The sequence below is a fragment of the Homoserinibacter gongjuensis genome (assembly GCF_030161875.1).
Lineage (GTDB): Bacteria > Actinomycetota > Actinomycetes > Actinomycetales > Microbacteriaceae > Homoserinibacter > Homoserinibacter gongjuensis.
The window spans coordinates 2,204,190-2,218,617 of sequence record NZ_BSVA01000001.1; the positions used below are offsets into that span (position 1 = coordinate 2,204,190).

Annotated in this window: 17 protein-coding genes and 4 pseudogenes; 6 read left to right on the forward strand and 15 right to left on the reverse strand. The window is 71.6% G+C overall.

Annotated features, from left to right (window positions below; all coding sequences use genetic code 11):
- Positions 1–649 precede the first annotated feature (649 nt).
- The 7 genes and pseudogenes from QQK29_RS11880 to QQK29_RS11910 form a co-directional block, all read right to left on the reverse strand.
- Positions 650–1,324, reverse strand: a complete 675-nt coding sequence (locus QQK29_RS11880) for a dihydrofolate reductase family protein (RefSeq protein ID WP_284300539.1) — start codon at positions 1,322–1,324, stop codon at positions 650–652.
- Positions 1,312–1,730, reverse strand: a pseudogene (locus QQK29_RS11885) (DUF1761 domain-containing protein). Before QQK29_RS11885 ends, QQK29_RS11880 begins: the two are co-directional and overlap by 13 nt.
- A gap of 89 nt (positions 1,731–1,819) precedes the next feature.
- Positions 1,820–2,367 (reverse strand): annotated as a pseudogene (locus QQK29_RS11890) (type 1 glutamine amidotransferase domain-containing protein).
- A 99-nt stretch (positions 2,368–2,466) separates the two neighbouring features.
- Positions 2,467–3,156, reverse strand: a complete 690-nt coding sequence (locus tag QQK29_RS11895) for an NADPH-dependent F420 reductase (protein WP_488803248.1) — start codon at positions 3,154–3,156, stop codon at positions 2,467–2,469.
- Between the two features lie 7 nt (positions 3,157–3,163).
- Positions 3,164–3,496 carry a hypothetical protein gene (locus tag QQK29_RS11900; RefSeq protein WP_284300543.1) on the reverse strand — a complete coding sequence of 111 codons (333 nt, stop codon included), beginning with the start codon at positions 3,494–3,496 and terminating at the stop codon, positions 3,164–3,166.
- Positions 3,484–4,035 (reverse strand): hypothetical protein, encoded by a 552-nt coding sequence (locus QQK29_RS11905; protein WP_284300545.1) that lies wholly within the window; start codon positions 4,033–4,035, stop codon positions 3,484–3,486. The genes QQK29_RS11900 and QQK29_RS11905 overlap by 13 nt, the downstream gene beginning before the upstream one ends.
- A 4-nt stretch (positions 4,036–4,039) precedes the next feature.
- Positions 4,040–4,963, reverse strand: coding sequence for an NYN domain-containing protein (locus tag QQK29_RS11910; protein WP_284300547.1), 924 nt, complete (start codon positions 4,961–4,963; stop codon positions 4,040–4,042).
- Positions 4,964–5,087: 124 nt separating this feature from the next.
- Here QQK29_RS11910 and QQK29_RS11915 point away from each other — a divergent pair, with 124 nt between their 5' ends.
- The 3 genes from QQK29_RS11915 (at position 5,088) to QQK29_RS11925 (ending at position 5,899) form a co-directional block, all read left to right on the forward strand.
- A complete protein-coding gene (locus tag QQK29_RS11915) occupies positions 5,088–5,279 on the forward strand; it encodes a PspC domain-containing protein (RefSeq protein WP_284300550.1) in 192 nt (63 codons plus the stop codon).
- 36 nt (positions 5,280–5,315) lie between these two features.
- The gene (locus tag QQK29_RS11920) at positions 5,316–5,651 is read left to right on the forward strand and encodes a hypothetical protein (protein ID WP_284300553.1); all 336 of its coding nucleotides are present in this window, start codon (positions 5,316–5,318) and stop codon (positions 5,649–5,651) included.
- A 65-nt stretch (positions 5,652–5,716) separates the two neighbouring features.
- Positions 5,717–5,899 carry a hypothetical protein gene (locus QQK29_RS11925; protein ID WP_284300555.1) on the forward strand — a complete coding sequence of 61 codons (183 nt, stop codon included), beginning with the start codon at positions 5,717–5,719 and terminating at the stop codon, positions 5,897–5,899.
- Between the two features lie 110 nt (positions 5,900–6,009).
- Here QQK29_RS11925 and QQK29_RS11930 read toward each other — a convergent pair whose 3' ends face one another.
- The 6 genes and pseudogenes from QQK29_RS11930 to QQK29_RS18040 all read right to left on the reverse strand — a co-directional run.
- Positions 6,010–6,765, reverse strand: a complete 756-nt coding sequence (locus tag QQK29_RS11930; protein WP_284300557.1) for an MFS transporter — start codon at positions 6,763–6,765, stop codon at positions 6,010–6,012.
- Positions 6,678–7,244, reverse strand: a complete 567-nt coding sequence (locus QQK29_RS11935; protein ID WP_284300559.1) for an MFS transporter — start codon at positions 7,242–7,244, stop codon at positions 6,678–6,680. Before QQK29_RS11935 ends, QQK29_RS11930 begins: the two co-directional genes overlap by 88 nt.
- Before the next feature lies 1 nt (position 7,245).
- Positions 7,246–7,833: a winged helix-turn-helix domain-containing protein gene (locus tag QQK29_RS11940; protein WP_284300561.1), complete on the reverse strand. Its 588-nt coding sequence runs from the start codon at positions 7,831–7,833 to the stop codon at positions 7,246–7,248.
- 115 nt (positions 7,834–7,948) lie between these two features.
- On the reverse strand, positions 7,949–8,359 hold the full coding sequence (locus QQK29_RS11945) for an FBP domain-containing protein (protein WP_284301965.1): 411 nt from the start codon (positions 8,357–8,359) through the stop codon (positions 7,949–7,951).
- Positions 8,360–8,491: 132 nt separating this feature from the next.
- Complete coding sequence (locus tag QQK29_RS11950; RefSeq protein ID WP_284300563.1) at positions 8,492–8,773, reverse strand: TetR-like C-terminal domain-containing protein; 282 nt, start codon at positions 8,771–8,773, stop codon at positions 8,492–8,494.
- A gap of 212 nt (positions 8,774–8,985) precedes the next feature.
- Positions 8,986–9,192: pseudogene (locus QQK29_RS18040) on the reverse strand (hypothetical protein); the annotation flags it as partial.
- Here QQK29_RS18040 and QQK29_RS11960 point away from each other — a divergent pair.
- Positions 9,191–9,586 carry a VOC family protein gene (locus QQK29_RS11960; protein ID WP_284300565.1) on the forward strand — a complete coding sequence of 132 codons (396 nt, stop codon included), beginning with the start codon at positions 9,191–9,193 and terminating at the stop codon, positions 9,584–9,586. The pseudogene QQK29_RS18040 and the gene QQK29_RS11960 sit on opposite strands and share 2 nt — an antisense overlap.
- 29 nt (positions 9,587–9,615) lie before the next feature.
- Positions 9,616–11,129: pseudogene (locus QQK29_RS11965) on the forward strand (DUF7059 domain-containing protein).
- Between the two features lie 521 nt (positions 11,130–11,650).
- Here QQK29_RS11965 and QQK29_RS11970 read toward each other — a convergent pair.
- Positions 11,651–13,084 carry an acyltransferase family protein gene (locus tag QQK29_RS11970; protein ID WP_284300567.1) on the reverse strand — a complete coding sequence of 478 codons (1,434 nt, stop codon included), beginning with the start codon at positions 13,082–13,084 and terminating at the stop codon, positions 11,651–11,653.
- A 66-nt stretch (positions 13,085–13,150) separates the two neighbouring features.
- Positions 13,151–13,369: a hypothetical protein gene (locus QQK29_RS11975; protein ID WP_284300569.1), complete on the reverse strand. Its 219-nt coding sequence runs from the start codon at positions 13,367–13,369 to the stop codon at positions 13,151–13,153.
- A 341-nt stretch (positions 13,370–13,710) separates the two neighbouring features.
- Here QQK29_RS11975 and QQK29_RS11980 point away from each other — a divergent pair, with 341 nt between their 5' ends.
- Complete coding sequence (locus QQK29_RS11980; protein WP_284300571.1) at positions 13,711–14,409, forward strand: M23 family metallopeptidase; 699 nt, start codon at positions 13,711–13,713, stop codon at positions 14,407–14,409.
- Positions 14,410–14,428 lie beyond the last annotated feature (19 nt).

Here is a 14,428-nt window from a genome sequence, read left to right on the forward strand (position 1 = left end):
TGGCTGCTCATCGGCATCTTCTCCGCCCGCACGCGTCTCGTGCGCCGCCCCGGCGCCGCCGCCGCCCGTGCCACCTGGATCGCCTCCACCCGGCCCTGGCGGGCGCAGGAGTCGACGCTCGGCCTCGACGATCTCGACAAGGCGCTCATCGTGCTGGTGCCCGGAGCGCTGCTCGTGGGCACGCGCGCTGTGCAGACCTCGTTCCTCGCGCCCGCGCAGCTCGCCATCACGCTCGGCGCCTGGGCTGTGTTCGTGGCGCTGCTGCTCCTGCTCGTGCGGGGGCGCGCGGCGTGGGCCGCGCTGTCGGCGATCGGGGGCGTCATCGTGCTGCGCGCCGTGCTCCTGCTCTTCGCCCTCGCCTTCACGGGCCCCGGCGGCTACTGGTTCGGCTTCTGGACCGACCCGGTGCGCCGCACCGTCTACATCTCGCTCGCCTTCGCCGCCTTCCTCTGGACCTTCGTGGCCGCCGGCTGGGCGCTCGCGGCGCGCCTCGGCGCGCGTCGCGCGACGGGCGTCGTGCTCGCCGCGGTCGGCGCGGGACTCGCGGTGCCCGCGGCGATCATCGGCGTGATCGGTCTCGAGCGGGCGCTCACCGTGTGGAACGACCAACTGGGCCTCTTGCCGTGGGGTCTCGCCCGCATCCTCGGCATCACGACCTACCTCGAGATCCCGGATGCGACGGCCTGGTGGGCGGCGGCGTTCGGTGCCGCGCTGCTCGCGGTGGGCCTGCTGCTCGCCCTGCCCCGCGGGCCGCGCGCTCAGGTGAGGCGGTAGCGCAGGTACAGCGAGCCGCTCGCGAAGCGGTGCTCGTCGAGCAGCTCCAGGTGGCGCCGGATGCCGTGGGCGAGATACGGCGTGCCGCCCCCAGCAGCACGGGAGTCACGATCAGGTGCACCTCGTCGAGCAGCCCCAGCCGTGCCGCCTCGGACGCGAGCTCGCCGCCGCCGATCGCGATCGGCTCATCCGACTCCGCCTTCCAGCGCGCCACCTCATCCGCGTCGAATCGCGAACGCAGGATGCTGCGCCGCATCCGCGATTCGCCGAGCGTCGTGGAGTAGATCACCTTGTCGACGTCGTTCCAGAGCTCTGCCCAGCCGCGTGAGGCGCCCGTGATCTCGGGGTGCTCGGCGTCCCAATAGAGCATCGTCTCGTAGTTGCGCCGGCCGTAGAGGTGCAGCCGCGTGGGCCGGAACAGCTCGTTGATGAAGGTGTGCACCTCCTCATCGGGCATGCTCCAGTCGAAGCGGCCGTCGGCGTCCTCGCGGTAGTTGTCGAGCGAGACGGTCGAGAAGTAGATGAGCGGCGCGCTCATCAGGCCGGCCACACCCCGATGATGATCGCCATCACCACGAGCGTCACGAGCTCATGCGCGCAGTTGAGGATCGTGAGCCCGGCCGGGCGGCGATCGAACTGGTCGTGCGTCACGAAACGCGCGGCGGTGAATCCGGCCCACAGGATCACGGCCGTGAGCACGGTGTTCCAGAAGAAGCTGCCGCCGTAGAACTGCAGCGAGATGTAGGCGGCGCCCGCGAGCACCCACGCCGTGATGAAGCTCACGATGAGCGTCACCACGAGCGGCCGCACGAACGGGCCGCCATCGTTCGGGTCGATGCCCGACTGCTTCATCCAGTAGGTGCCGAACACCTTGGGGTGTACCAGACCGCCCCCACGACCATGCTCGACAGGGTGGCGAGCACCACGGCGATGTAGTTGATCTCGGGCACAGTCATCTTCGTCTCCTTCGACGTACGGATGTTGCCGCTGATGCTAGCGGCAGCGGGCGGCGGGTGCGCCCCCGCCGCCCGCTGTGTCCCGCAGCTCAGGCGTGTTGCTCGGCGTGCTCGCCCTCGGCGATCTCCTCCACGACCTTGGCGCAGAAGGCGGGCAGGTCGTCGGGTGTGCGGCTCGAGACGAGCCCGGCATCCACGACCACCTCCTCGTCGACCCAGTTCGCGCCCGCATTGCGCAGATCTGTCGTGAGGCTCGGGTAGCTCGTGAGCGTGCGGCCGTCGACGACGCCCGCCTCGATGAGGATCCACGCACCGTGGCAGATCACGCCCACCGGTTTGTGCTGGTCGAAGAAGCCCTTACGAAGGCGATCGAGTCCTCGTCCATGCGCAGGTGGTCGGCGTTCACGACGCCGCCCGGCAGCACGAGCGCGTCGAACTGATCGGGTACGACGTCGGCCACCGGCCTGTCGACCTGCTGGCGATATCCGTTCTTGCCCTCGAGTTCGCCCGTCGTGGGCGACACGAGCAGCGCCTCCGCGCCGTGGTCGGTCACCGCCTTCCAGGGCTCGGTGAACTCCGAGTCCTCGAACCCATCGGTCATCAGGAAGGCGACCGTCTTGCCGGTCAGGTGCGTCATGAGCTGGCTCCTCTCCGTCGTCGCGCGTCCACGCTAGGCAGGCCGACGAGGCGCGTCATCGGGATTGACGCGGCGGAGTGGGCGACTCATAATCCGCGATCACGCCGCGGGCGGCACCCGGAACCCCTTGGCGAGGTTCGCCCGCAGCTCATCGGCGTTCTGGCGCACGACATACGCGGGGCGATCGCGCTCGAGTCGCCACGACTCCGACAGCGGGCCCGCCGAGACGGTGTCGAACCCGAGCTCGTCGTAGAGGCGCGTCACGAACTCGATCGCCTCCGGGTGGTCGGATGCTGTGCCGAGCGCCCGGCGATTCGGCGTGCCGGGCGCGGAGCCGGTGGTGGTGATGTCGCCCGAGTTGATGTGGTTGAAGGCCTTGACGACCTTCGAGGTGGGCAGGTGCGCCTGCAGCAACCCCGAGCTGGTCGCCTCGCCGCGATCGAGTTCGGGGATGTGGCCGTCGCGTTCCCAGTAGTAGTTGTTCGTGTCGAGCACGATCTTGCCCGCGAGTGGCTCGACCGGCACCGCCGTGTAGGCGTGCATCGGCACCGTGACGACGGCGACATCCGCCTGCTCGGCGGCCTCGGCGGCGGTCGCAGCGCGGGCGTGCGGGCCGAGTTCCGCCACGAGCGGGGCGAGGGTCTCCGGCCCGCGCGAGTTGGCGATCACCACGTCGTAGCCGCGCTGCGTGAGCGCGCGCGCCAACTGGGATCCGATATGGCCTGCTCCGATGATGCCGAACGTCGTCATGTCGGCTGCAACCCGGCGCGGGTGCGGGGATTCCCGGATGCGGCGGTCAGCGGAACCTGTCGCGCCGCTGCTCGGCCTCGTCGACCGCGTCGCGGGCCCGCTCGAGCGCCCGCTCGGCGCGGCTGCGTTCCGCCGTGGCGTCGCGCAGCTCGCCGCTCGCGTCGTCGAGTCGTCGGCGCGCGCGGGTGAGCTCCGCCTCGAGACGTTCCACCTCGTCGGCAAGCTCGGTGCGACTCGTCTCGGCGGCATCGATGCGGCGCTCGACCGCGCGATGGGCGTCCTCGGCCTCGGCGAGTCGTGCCTGCGCCTCTTCGAGCGCCTCGGCGGCCTCGCGGCGGGCGCGCGCCAACTCGGCATCCGGATCCTTCACGCGACGCAAGCGCGGGCGCGGGGAGTGGCCGGTGCTCCGTCGTCGACGGCGAGGGCGCCCTCGAGATCGACGGCGTCGAACCCCGACGACTCGAGCGTCCGCACGAGCAGGCCCGAGCGCACCGCCGACTCGGCCGCCGCATCACCCATGGCGGCCTGCAGGGTCTCGGCCACATCGTCGAGCACGGCGCGGCTCGCGCTCACATCGTGCTCGTCGGCCAACTGCTGCGCGGCATCCGTCGCCGAGCGGAGGGCATCGCGGCGGGCGTCGGCGAGGCGGGCGAGCGCCTCACGGTCGGCGTTCTCGAGCGCCGCTCGCAGCTCGCCCCCGAGCTCGACGAGCTCGTCGATGCGCTCGGGTTCCTCGCGCGCGAGTGCGGACACCAGCCACGCCGCGGGCGAGGCGCGCTTGAGGGCGCCGACCTCGTCGGCGAGCCCCCGATCAGACGATCGCAACTCGGCCCGTCGCGCGTTGCGCGCGGCCGTGAACGCGGCGGGCGGAAGCAGATACAGCTCGCGCGCCTCCTCGGCCAGGGTGCGACCCGCCACGGCGCTACTTCGTCTTCGGCGCTCGCGGTCGCAGCCAGCGCTGCTGGCCGTCTTCGCGCACCTCGACCTGGCCCGAGCGTGACTTCACGAACTCGATGAAGCTCTCGAACCCGAGCGACTTCTCGGCGAACTGGGGGTTCAGGCGCTTCATCTGGTTCTTCACCGCGGATGCGGCGCTCCAGCCGTCGCTGTCTTTCGCCACGAGCCCGAGCGCCTTGATGAGCAGCTTGGAGGCGCCGGGCCCGCCGATCGGCTGGCCCGCGTCGCCGGATGCCGCCGCCTCGGACGCGCCGGACTTCTTCGACGCGGTTCCCGCATCCGCCTTGGCGACGGTCTCGGTCGGCAGCTCGCTCGCCACCTGCGCCTCGGCCTGCTCCTCCTCGCGGGCGACCTCGTCGTAGTACTCGAACTCGTCGCAAGCCGAGATCAGGGCCCGGCTCGTGCCGCCCGCCACGCCGATGCCCACGACCACCCGGCCGAGCCGCTTGCAGCGCTGGGCGAGGGCGATGTAGTCGGAGTCGCCCGCGACGATCACGACGTGCGTGATGTCGGGCAGGCGGAAGAGATCCTCGAGCACGTCGACCGAGAGCCGGATGTCGGCGCCGTTCTTGGTGCCCGACACCGGGAACAGCTGGGTCAGGTCGATCGCCCGATCCACGAGCTGCGCGCGGTAGGCGGCGTTCGCGGGAACCGACCAGTCGGCGTAGGCGCGCGTCACCGCGACGGTGCCGAACGACGACGCGTAGTCGAGCACGGCGCTCACGTCGACCCGCGCGGCCGCGAGCTTGTCGGCGGTGGCGGGCTTGGCATCCCGCGCCTTGTCTTTGCGCCAGGCGCCGTCGCCATGCAGTTGGTCGTACCGCGAGATGACGATGTTGTCGAAGTCGATGTAGACCGCGACGCGATCGGTATCCGTGAGCTCAGCCATCCGGCGCCCTCCTCGGGTTCGTGTCGAGCCTACCCGCGCACCCACAGCGCTCTCGGGGTAGCGCGCCACGAGGTCGGGGGTTCTCCGGATGCCGTGGCAGAGGCCCGCGCGCCATCATGGACGCATGAGCAGCGCATCCGCATCCCTCACCCGCCCCCGCCAGGGCCGCGTCATCGCCGGCGTGTGCGCCGGGATCGCACGTCGCTTCGGCTGGGATCTCACCCTGACCCGTGTGCTCACGGTCGTCGCCGCGTTCTTCGCGGGCTCGGCCGTGCTCATCTACATCGTGCTGTGGATCGTGGTTCCCGAAGAGTGAGTCGACACCGTCGGGGCACGCGGATAGCGTCGAGCCATGGCGGAAACACTGGGTAAGGAACGGCTCACCGAGAAGCTCGCGGCGGGTGTCATCGATCGCGGCGTCAAGCTCGCCGTCGGCGAGAAGCAGACCGTCGACGGCGTCGAACTCGTGCCGGTCGCGCTCGTGGCCTACGGGTTCGGCGCGGGCGACACCGACGAGTACGGCAGCGGTGGCGGGGGCGGCGGGTCGGCGATCCCGCTCGGCGCCTACATCGGTGGGCCAGATGGCGTGCGGTTCCGTCCGAATCCGATCGCGCTGCTGGCGGTGTCGATCCCGGTGATCGGCACGCTCGGCTGGGCGCTCGCGAAGATCGTGCGGGCGGCCCGCTGAGCCAGACCTCGCGCACGCGGGTTCAGACGCACGGATGCGGGCCCCACGCACGGTAAGGTGGCCGCATGAGGGTCGTCGTCTTCGTCATCTCGCTGCTGATCTTCGTGGGCTCGCTCGTGCTCATGGGCTACTCCTTCGAGGTCGGGATCGAGAACGGCCTCGGTGCGGGCTCGATGTTCCTGGGCGGCATCCTCGGCGTCTCGCTCGCCTTCGCGATCCCGTTCCACCTGCTCGAGCGCTTCGACTGAATTTCACGCGCCGCAGCTGCGCCTCTCGCGGCGCGGTCATCCGCGCCGTCCGCCGCGCCTCAGCTGGTTGAGGAGCGCCCGTAGGGCGCGTCTCGAAACCAGCGTCGTGCTCAGCCACCTCGGGCGGTGCGCCCCTGGCGCCAGGCCGGCAGGTAGCAGAGCGCGCCCAGCGCACTGAAGGCACCGGCCACCGCGAACGCGAGGGATGTCGATGTCACCTCGGCGAGCGGCAGCAGCACGAGCAGGGCGAGGCTCGCGACGCCCGCCGCGACGGCCGAGTTGATCGACAGCACGAGTGTGCGGGTGCGCGGCCCCGACTGTCGATGCAGCAGCGCGCTGTGCATCGGACCGTTCGCCCCGTGGGTCAGATAGGCGAGCCAGAACGCCACGACGAGGCCGAGCACCCCGCCGGCGAACGCCATCAGCACGACGAAGCCCGCGTTGAGCACGCGTGCGATCATCGCCGTCGTCGCCACCCCGAGCCGGCGACTCGCGAGTCCCGCAAGCGCGGCCCCCGCCGCGAACAGCGCCCACGCGGCCGCCGCTGCCGGACCGAACAGCGCCCCTGCCGCATCCTCGCCGCCCACCAGCTCGGCGAGCCGCACCGGCGTGAGGGTCTCGAAGGCGATCATCGCGACCGCCCAGAACACCTCGACGGCCACGAGCATGCGCAGCACGGGCGAGGTGCGCAGCAGTCGCCAGGCGGCCCTCGCGGCACCCTCGGGTACGTCGTCTGACCGTTCCCGCATCCGGATGCGAGCGGGTTCGCGCACGAGCGTCACCACGAGCACCAGGTGAACGAGTTGCGCCGCGAGCGCCACGAGGAACGGCAGCACGAGGGCGCTCCAGGCGCCCAGGGGTGCCACCCCACGAGTAGTCCGCCCAGCAGCGCGCCGCCCGCGATGCCCACGCCGAGCACCGCGCCAGACCGGCTGAGGCCCCGCTCGGGCTGCGCTGTCGGGTCATCGGCGTGCAGGGTGTCGACGAACCACGACTCGAGCGGGCCCGAGTCGAGCGCGCGGAACACGCCCTGCAGCACGAGCGCCGCCGCGAACCACGCGACCGTCTCGGCGAACACGAAGATCGTGGTGGAGGCGACCGCGATCGCACCCGCGAGCACCAGCAGCGGTCGACGCCCGATCGTGTCGGCGAGGCCACCGGTGGGCAGTTCGAGCGCGAGCGACACGAAGCCCGCTGTCGCCATGAGGCCACCCACCTCGGCGAGCGAGAGGCCGCGCTCGAGCGGAAGCAGCACGGTGAGGCCGAGCACGAGGCCGACGGGGAACCAGCGCGTCGCGGTGAGCAGCACGAAGCGGCGCTCCGCCTGCTGCCCCGTCAGCGCCATCTCACGCCTCCGTCGGCGGGTCGAGCTCGACGGGCGTCGCGACGTAGCCCAGGTGCACCCGGCGCGCGCCGGGCCGGCCCTCGCCCACGGTGCGGTAGCGCGCGACGAGGGCATCGAGCTCGCTGCCGAAGTCGCGCAGCTGCTCCGGGGTGACCGTGACCACGGCATCCGAGATGCCGAGCAGGTCGACCCAGGCGGCCGGCCAGGCGTCGGCGGCGTCGAGCCAGTGCTCGGCGCGTTCGGCGAACTGGCGCACGTAGTTGCGCTGCAGCCACTCGAGAGCGGTGCGGGTGTCATCGTCGTCGTCGCGAAAGCCCGAGTTGGTCCACGAGTGGTACTGGGTGCTCGCGCGCCAGAGTCGCCGTTTGCCGACCCCCTCGCCGGTGTCGGTGACGAGCCCCACGGATTCGAGGGCGCGCAGGTGGTAGCTCGTGGCACCCGTGTTGGTCGAGAGGGCGGCGGCGAGTTCGGTGGCGGTCGCGGGCCCGGCCAGGCGCAACTGCGAGAGCAGGCGCGACCGCAGCGGATGCGCGAGCACGCGCACGGCGCGGTCGTCGAGTTGCATGCCGGTGTAGGAGGGGTCGCTCATGCGGGGAGTCTAGGCGTGCATAGAGATTGTGCACAAGTTCTGTGCACGTACGAGCCGGAGGTCGGCGGCTTCGAGACGCGTCGCTGCGCGCCGCTCCTCAGCCACCTCCGGAGTGCTACGCGAGCACGCGCGACGCGAACGCATCGAGCCGACGCATGAGCCCCGCTCCGCGGTCGGCGATCACGGCATCCGGATTCGGATCCCACGGGCTGCCGTGCGGCGCCACCCGGATCAGCAGCGAGCATCCGAGGTCGGAGCAGATGTAGGTGCCCACGGTGTCGCCCGCGTGGCCGGCATCGCCCACGCGCAGTGCGGAGAACAGCCGAACCTGGCCGGCGGGCTGCGCGATCTGGCACAGCGAGCACATCGCCGAGCCGCCCGCGAGGCGGGACTCGGCGGCCCGCAGCACGAGGCCGACCGGCCGGTCGTCGCGCCAGTACACGAGGTAGCCGCGATGCGCGGTCGATCCGTCGCGCCATCCGAGGAACTCACGGTCTTCCCAGAGCACCTCATGCAGGCCTGGCAGGGGATGCGCTCGCGCTCGAGCGAGCCCGCGTTCACGAACGAGTCGCGGATCTGCTCGGCGGTCAGCGCTTTCATGTCACGCCAGGCTAGCCCGAGGCGCGGAGGTCGCGCCGAGTGGGCGTGAATGCCTTAGTCAGATGCCGCGCACCACCATCTCGACGACACCGCGGCCCGCCATCATCCGCACCTCGCGGTCGAGGCCGTGCAGGGGGCCCTCGAGCACGAGCATCGCGAGCCCATGCACCGCCGACCAGGCCAGCAGTTCGGCACCGGGACGCCGCTCGGCCGGCAGGCATCCGAAACGCACGAGGTCGTCGAGCGCGCCCGAGAGCAGTCCGAACGGGCTCGCGCCGCCGGGTCCGGCCTTCTCCGCGACGAAGGCGCGGTCCAGGTCACCGGGTACGCCGAACGCCACCCGGAAGAGGCCGGGCTCGTGCCGGGCGAAACGGAGGTAGCCGATGCCGACTGCGCGCAGGCGTTCCTGCGCGCTCGCCGCGTCGGTCGCGGGGGCACCTCGGTCAGCTCCGCCTCCATGGCGGCGGCGGCCAGGCCCTGGGCGGCGTCGCTCACGGCGTCGAGCAGCTCGGCACGATCGGCGAAATGGCGGTAGGCCGCGTTGGGGGAGACACCCGCCTGCCGGGTCGCCTCGCGCAGCACCACCGCATCCGGCCCACCCTCGCGGGCGAGCGCCACGCCGGCCTCGATGAGTGAGCGGCGCAGGTCCCCGTGGCGGTAGGTGGCACGCGCGGTGCTCATGCGGTTCCCCCTCGGGCTGGTGCCGTCGGCGCTGACGTGCAATTGTGGACAGTGTACACATGACGGAGGTGCGCTCATGCTCACGACGACACACGCGTTCAGCGGCTTCACTGTGGAGGATACCGAGGTCGCGCTCGCTTTCTACCGCGACGTGCTCGGCATCGATGCCCGCCTGAACGAGATGGGCATCATCGAGTTCACGCACGGCGGCACCCACGTGATCGTGTATCCGAAGCCCGGAGGCGAGCCCGCGGGCTACACCGTGCTCAACTTCGTGGTGCCCGACATCGACGCCGCCGTCGACGAGCTCGAGGCCGCAGGCGTCACGCTCGAGCGCTACCCGGGCATGCACCAGGACGATCGCGGCATCATGCGCGATCGCGCCGCCGGGCGCGGCCCCGACATCGGGTGGTTCACCGACCCCTCGGGCAACATCTTCTCGATCATCGGGGAGGATTCCCGGCCCGAGTAGCCGCAGGCACCTCACCCGGCGGCGCGAGAATAGACCCCGTGCCTCTCGTCTCCGCGCTCCGCGCCGACCTCGCCGCCGCCCGCTACCGCGTCGACCACCTCGACTCCCTCTGGGGCGCGGCCGCCGAGGCGGCACTGCAGCGCGGCAACCGCGTGCCGGCCTCACGGGCGCTCGCGGCATCCGACGACCCATCCGCCGTGCTCGCTCGCCTCTTCGTGCTCGGCGAGACCGCGGATGCCGGCGCGCTCGCCGCCGCACTGCCCACCCTCGGGGTCTCGGGCGCGGTCGAGCTCGGGCTCGTCGAACGGGAGGCCGAACGCGTGCGCCCCCTGCTCGATCTGCGCCCCTACGCCTTCGTCGACCCGCACGGCGCGGGGAGTGGTGGATCGCCTCCGACCTCGGCGAGCTCGCGACGGGAGCCCCGCTGCGCGTCGACCACGTGCTCGGCGTCGGCGGCGCCTCGACGACGCTCGCCTCGCTGCAGTTTCCCGACGACGTCGACAGCGTGCTCGACCTGGGAACCGGGTGCGGCATCCAGGCGCTGCACGCGCGCCGGTTCGCCCGGCGGGTCGTCGCGACCGACATCTCGGAGCGCGCCCTGGGCTTCGCGCGCCTCAACGCCGCGCTCAACGCGGTCGACGGCATCGAGTTCCGGCTCGGGAGCCTCTACGAACCGGTCGCGGACGAGCGTTTCGACCGCATCGTGTCGAACCCGCCGTTCGTCATCACACCGCGCGCACCGGAGGTGCCTGCGTACGAATACCGGGACGGCGGGCTCGTGGGCGACGCGCTCGTGGCGTCCGTCGTCGCGGGGGCGGCCGAGCACCTCGTCCCGGGCGGCACGGCGCAGCTGCTCGGCAACTGGGAGTACCGCTGGAATGCCGACGGGCTCGAGCGAGCGGGCGACTGGGCCGCCGATGCCTGTCTCGACGCCTGGATCATCGAGCGCGACCGGCTCGACCCGGCGCGCTACGCCGAGACCTGGATCCGCGACGGCGGAACCCGCCCGGGCACGCCCGAGTTCGAGCGGCTGTGCGCCGCCTGGATCGACGACTTCGTGGAGCGTGGCGTGACCGAGGTCGGCTTCGGCTACCTCGTGCTGCGCCGGTCCGCGACGGATGCCGCGCCCCGGTTGCGGCGCACCGAGCATGCCGACGCTCCGCTCGACGGGGCCGCCGGGCTCGGAGCGCACCTCTCGGGGGCGCTCGCCGCGCGCGACGTCGTCGCGGCTCTCGACGACGCAGCCCTCCGTGCGACGCGATTGCAGGTCGCGGGCGACGTGACGGAGGAGCGCAGCTACTGGCCGGGCGCCGAAGACCCTTCGGTCATCGTGCTGCGTCAGGGCGGCGGCCTGCGGCGCGAGCTTCGTGCCGACCCGGCGCTCGCCGCCGTCGTGGGCGCGTGCGACGGTGAGCTGCCGCTCGGTGTGATCGCGGATGCGGTCGCCGAGCTGCTCGGCGTCGATGCGGCCCGGATGGGGCCTGAGCTGCTCGCCGAGGCTCGCGAACTCGTGATCGACGGCATCCTCCAGCCTGCCCCCTAGGCGGCTACCAGCCGCATCCCAGCCGCCCCCAGACCGGCTCCGTACCGTGAGCGACGGAGGCACCATGGGATTCCTGGATCGACTGTTCGGCGCTGCTCCGGAGAGCGCGCAACCTGTCCGAGCGGCGGCGCAGCCGATCCGGAGCGCCGACGAGCAGGCTCTCGATCGTTACCGCTACCTTCTTCGCACCGCACCGCCCGAGACCATCGAGCAGGTGCACGCCGAAGCCTTCGCTCGGCTCACCGATGGTCAGCGCGCGCTCATCTACGAAGAGCTCTCGCGCGGCGCCGCCACGGGTGAGCGCCCCTGTCGAGCGAGCCCGCGACGCTCGCCCGCGCCGCGACCCGCGCCGAGTTGCGTCGACCCGGCTCGCTCGAAAGCTCCCTCTCGGGCAGCACGGCAGGCATCACGCCCGGCGGCCCCGGTTTCGGGTCGATGCTCGCGAGCTCGCTGCTCGGCACGGTCGCCGGCTATGTCATCGGATCCGCGCTCGTGAGCGCCTTCCTGCCCTGGGATGCCGGCTACGACGCGGCAGCATCGGGTGACGGTGCCGGCGAGGGTGCGGATGCCGTCGACGCGTCCGCCGCTGACTCCGAGTTCGGTGCCTTCGGCTCGGACTTCGGAGAGTTCGGCGCGGCCGACGTCGGAGACTTCGGTTTCTGACCCGCACCGAGCAGCCCCACCGCAAGCGCGAAGCCGATCGCGCCAGCGACCGCGAGCCAGAGGTCCAGGCCGAGCATCGTGATCGCCGCCGTCGGGGCGATCGTCGCGACCGCGGCCACCGCGAGCTCGGCGCGCGACGCGACGCGCCGCACCGGATTCGGCCGTTCGAAGCGACCGAGCGCGAGTGAGAGCACGAACACCAGCCCGAGCACGACGAGGTAGACGATCGGCCGGGTGAGCCACCAGGCCGCGCTCCCCGGGGCCGTCGCGATCACCGGCACCACGAGCCCGAGTCCCGCGATCGCGAGGATGAGCGGCAGGTGCCACAGGTACACCGTCATGAGGTGCGAACCGATCACGAACACGATCGCGCGCATCGCCCGCGTGCGCATGAGCGCCGTGAGCGGCGGCTTGAGCAGTTGCAGCAGCGCCGCCTGCCCGAGCCCGAGCGCCACGAGCGGCAGCGTCGGCGGGTTGAGGTTGGTGAGCATGTCGTCGGAGTACGGCCCCCACACGGTGAGCGGTACGAGCGCGGTCCAGCACAGCGCGGCGATCAGCAGCAGCTGCCACCAGGCGCGCCGCGCGAACCAGCCGTCGGCGTACCAGAAGCCGAACTGCTGCACGAGCGGCCAGACGAAGAGCAGATTCAGGTAACCCAGCATGCTCATGCCCGCGGCGTCCGTCGGGATGGCCGGCATGCTGAACTGCGCCACGTCGATCAGGATCACGGCCGCCAGCAGCGCCAGCACGGTCGCGACCGGGGCGCGCTCGTGCCGATCGAGCAGGGCGGGCGCCGCGAGCTGACAGATCAGATACGCGCACAGGAACCACAGCGGGCTGCCGACCCCGGTGGCCACGGCATCCAGCAACCCGGCGTCGATGCCGAGCGCCGTCGCGGCGCCGAGCACGACCGCGAGGAAGACGAAGAGCGGCAGCGCGGGACGTGCCAAGCGCTGGATACGCGCGTGCACGAAAGCGCGATCCGCCTCGTTCCCGATGCTGTGGGCCTCGGCGGCGCGCCGCCGGTGGCTGCGCAGCGAGGTGGCGGTGGCGAAGCCGCCCACCACGAAGAACAGGGGCATGATCTGCCCCGCCCAGGTGGCGGCCCAGAACCAGGGCTGCTCCTCGAGCGGGCGCGTGATCGCCATGTCGCCGTCGGCGTCGGTTCCCACGCCCACGAAGAGCAGGTGGATCACCACGACGAGCAGCACGCAGAAAACGCGCGCGAGGTCGAGCGTGAGGTCGCGGTTACCGAGATCGATACCCGACCGCGAGGAGTGCGCCGTCGTCACGAGCACACTGTAGCGGCGCGCCCGTCACGCGAAGATGCAGCACCTCTGCCAGGTGAGCGGATGCGGTCAGCGCTCGGCGAGCACCCGCACGGCCGTGTCGAGGTCGTGCGACTGGCCGACCTCGAGCGAGGTGTTGAAGATCTCGCCGCGCAACGTCACGTACATCGAGCCGGTCTCGAGAATGTAGCCGAGCACGCGGCCCCGCTCACGCACCCGGTAGACGTCGTCGAGTACACGCTCGACATCGAGCTCGGTGATCGTCGTCGGCTCGATCGTGAGATGCATGGTCCGCTCCCTCCCGGATGGCCCTCGTTTCGGGGGATGTTCCCATTGAACGTCGCCCTGGAGCGCGGGGCAAGAGGCTTCGCAGGGAGTTGACCGAGTGTTGGCAGGGCGTTCGTCCGGCGAGAGCGTTCCCACGGCATACGGAGGCGGATGCCAGGGTTCTGCCAGGTCGGTTTGTCAACGTTGTGGACGGCCAGGGCGGGCCCGGTGTGACCGAACCGCCGATCCGAATCCGCCCGATACACGGCCTCAACCGATCCGACGGCGCGCAGTTGCGCTCTCCCGCCCTGCGGGACAGAACCCGAAAGACCCGAACACCCGTGCCTCTTTTCTCCCGAAGCGTGCCCGCGCGCGCCGTGGCGGCCCCGAACCCCGCACACATCCCGCTCGGTGTCTTCCGTGGCATGAGCCGCCGTCGGCTCGCCTTCGGAACGCTGTTGCTCAGCATGTTCCTCGTCGTGATCCACGACCTGCCCGCATCCGCATCGACTCTGCCCGTGGCCGAGCCGGTGGTCGCCGGGCAGGAGCTTGCGATCACCGACGCCACGCTCGCCGCCTCGACGCGCACCCTGCCGCTCGAGACGACGCGCGACGCCTTCGCCCTCAGCTACTACACGCCCATCCAGTGGCCCGTGAGCCCCGGGTCTCCCATCTCGAGCTACTTCGGGCACCGCGCCGCCCCGTGCGGCGGGTGCTCCACGGAGCACTCCGGGGTCGACTTCACGCCCGGCCGCGGCACACCGGTGCACGCGATCGCCGACGGCATCGCCGTGTCACGCCCGATGTCGGGCTGGGGCAGCTACGTCGTGCTGCAGCACGAGGTCGACGGCGAGATCGTGCTGAGCGGCTACGCGCACATGATCACGGGCACGACCGTTCCGGTCGGCACCGTCGTGAAGCGCGGCGACGTCATCGGGCGGGTCGGGAGCACGGGGGAGAGCTCGGGGGCGCACCTGCACTTCAGCATCATCCGCGGCGACCGCTTCGTCGAGCCGCTGTCATGGATGCGGGCGCACGTGACGGAGCCGTTCGCCGGGTAGCCGGGGACGGGGTTCGAGA

Excerpts from the sequence above, each read along its gene's own strand:
- QQK29_RS11910 (WP_284300547.1), bottom strand. The coding sequence starts at position 4,963 with ATGGCTGAGCTCACGGATACCGATCGCGTCGCGGTCTACATCGACTTC.
- QQK29_RS11915 (WP_284300550.1), top strand. The coding sequence starts at position 5,088 with ATGAGCAGCGCATCCGCATCCCTCACCCGCCCCCGCCAGGGCCGCGTC.
- QQK29_RS11920 (WP_284300553.1), top strand. The coding sequence starts at position 5,316 with ATGGCGGAAACACTGGGTAAGGAACGGCTCACCGAGAAGCTCGCGGCG.
- QQK29_RS11925 (WP_284300555.1), top strand. The coding sequence starts at position 5,717 with ATGAGGGTCGTCGTCTTCGTCATCTCGCTGCTGATCTTCGTGGGCTCG.
- QQK29_RS11935 (WP_284300559.1), bottom strand. The coding sequence starts at position 7,244 with ATGGCGCTGACGGGGCAGCAGGCGGAGCGCCGCTTCGTGCTGCTCACC.
- QQK29_RS11940 (WP_284300561.1), bottom strand. The coding sequence starts at position 7,833 with ATGAGCGACCCCTCCTACACCGGCATGCAACTCGACGACCGCGCCGTG.
- QQK29_RS11960 (WP_284300565.1), top strand. The coding sequence starts at position 9,191 with ATGCTCACGACGACACACGCGTTCAGCGGCTTCACTGTGGAGGATACC.
- QQK29_RS11975 (WP_284300569.1), bottom strand. The coding sequence starts at position 13,369 with ATGCATCTCACGATCGAGCCGACGACGATCACCGAGCTCGATGTCGAG.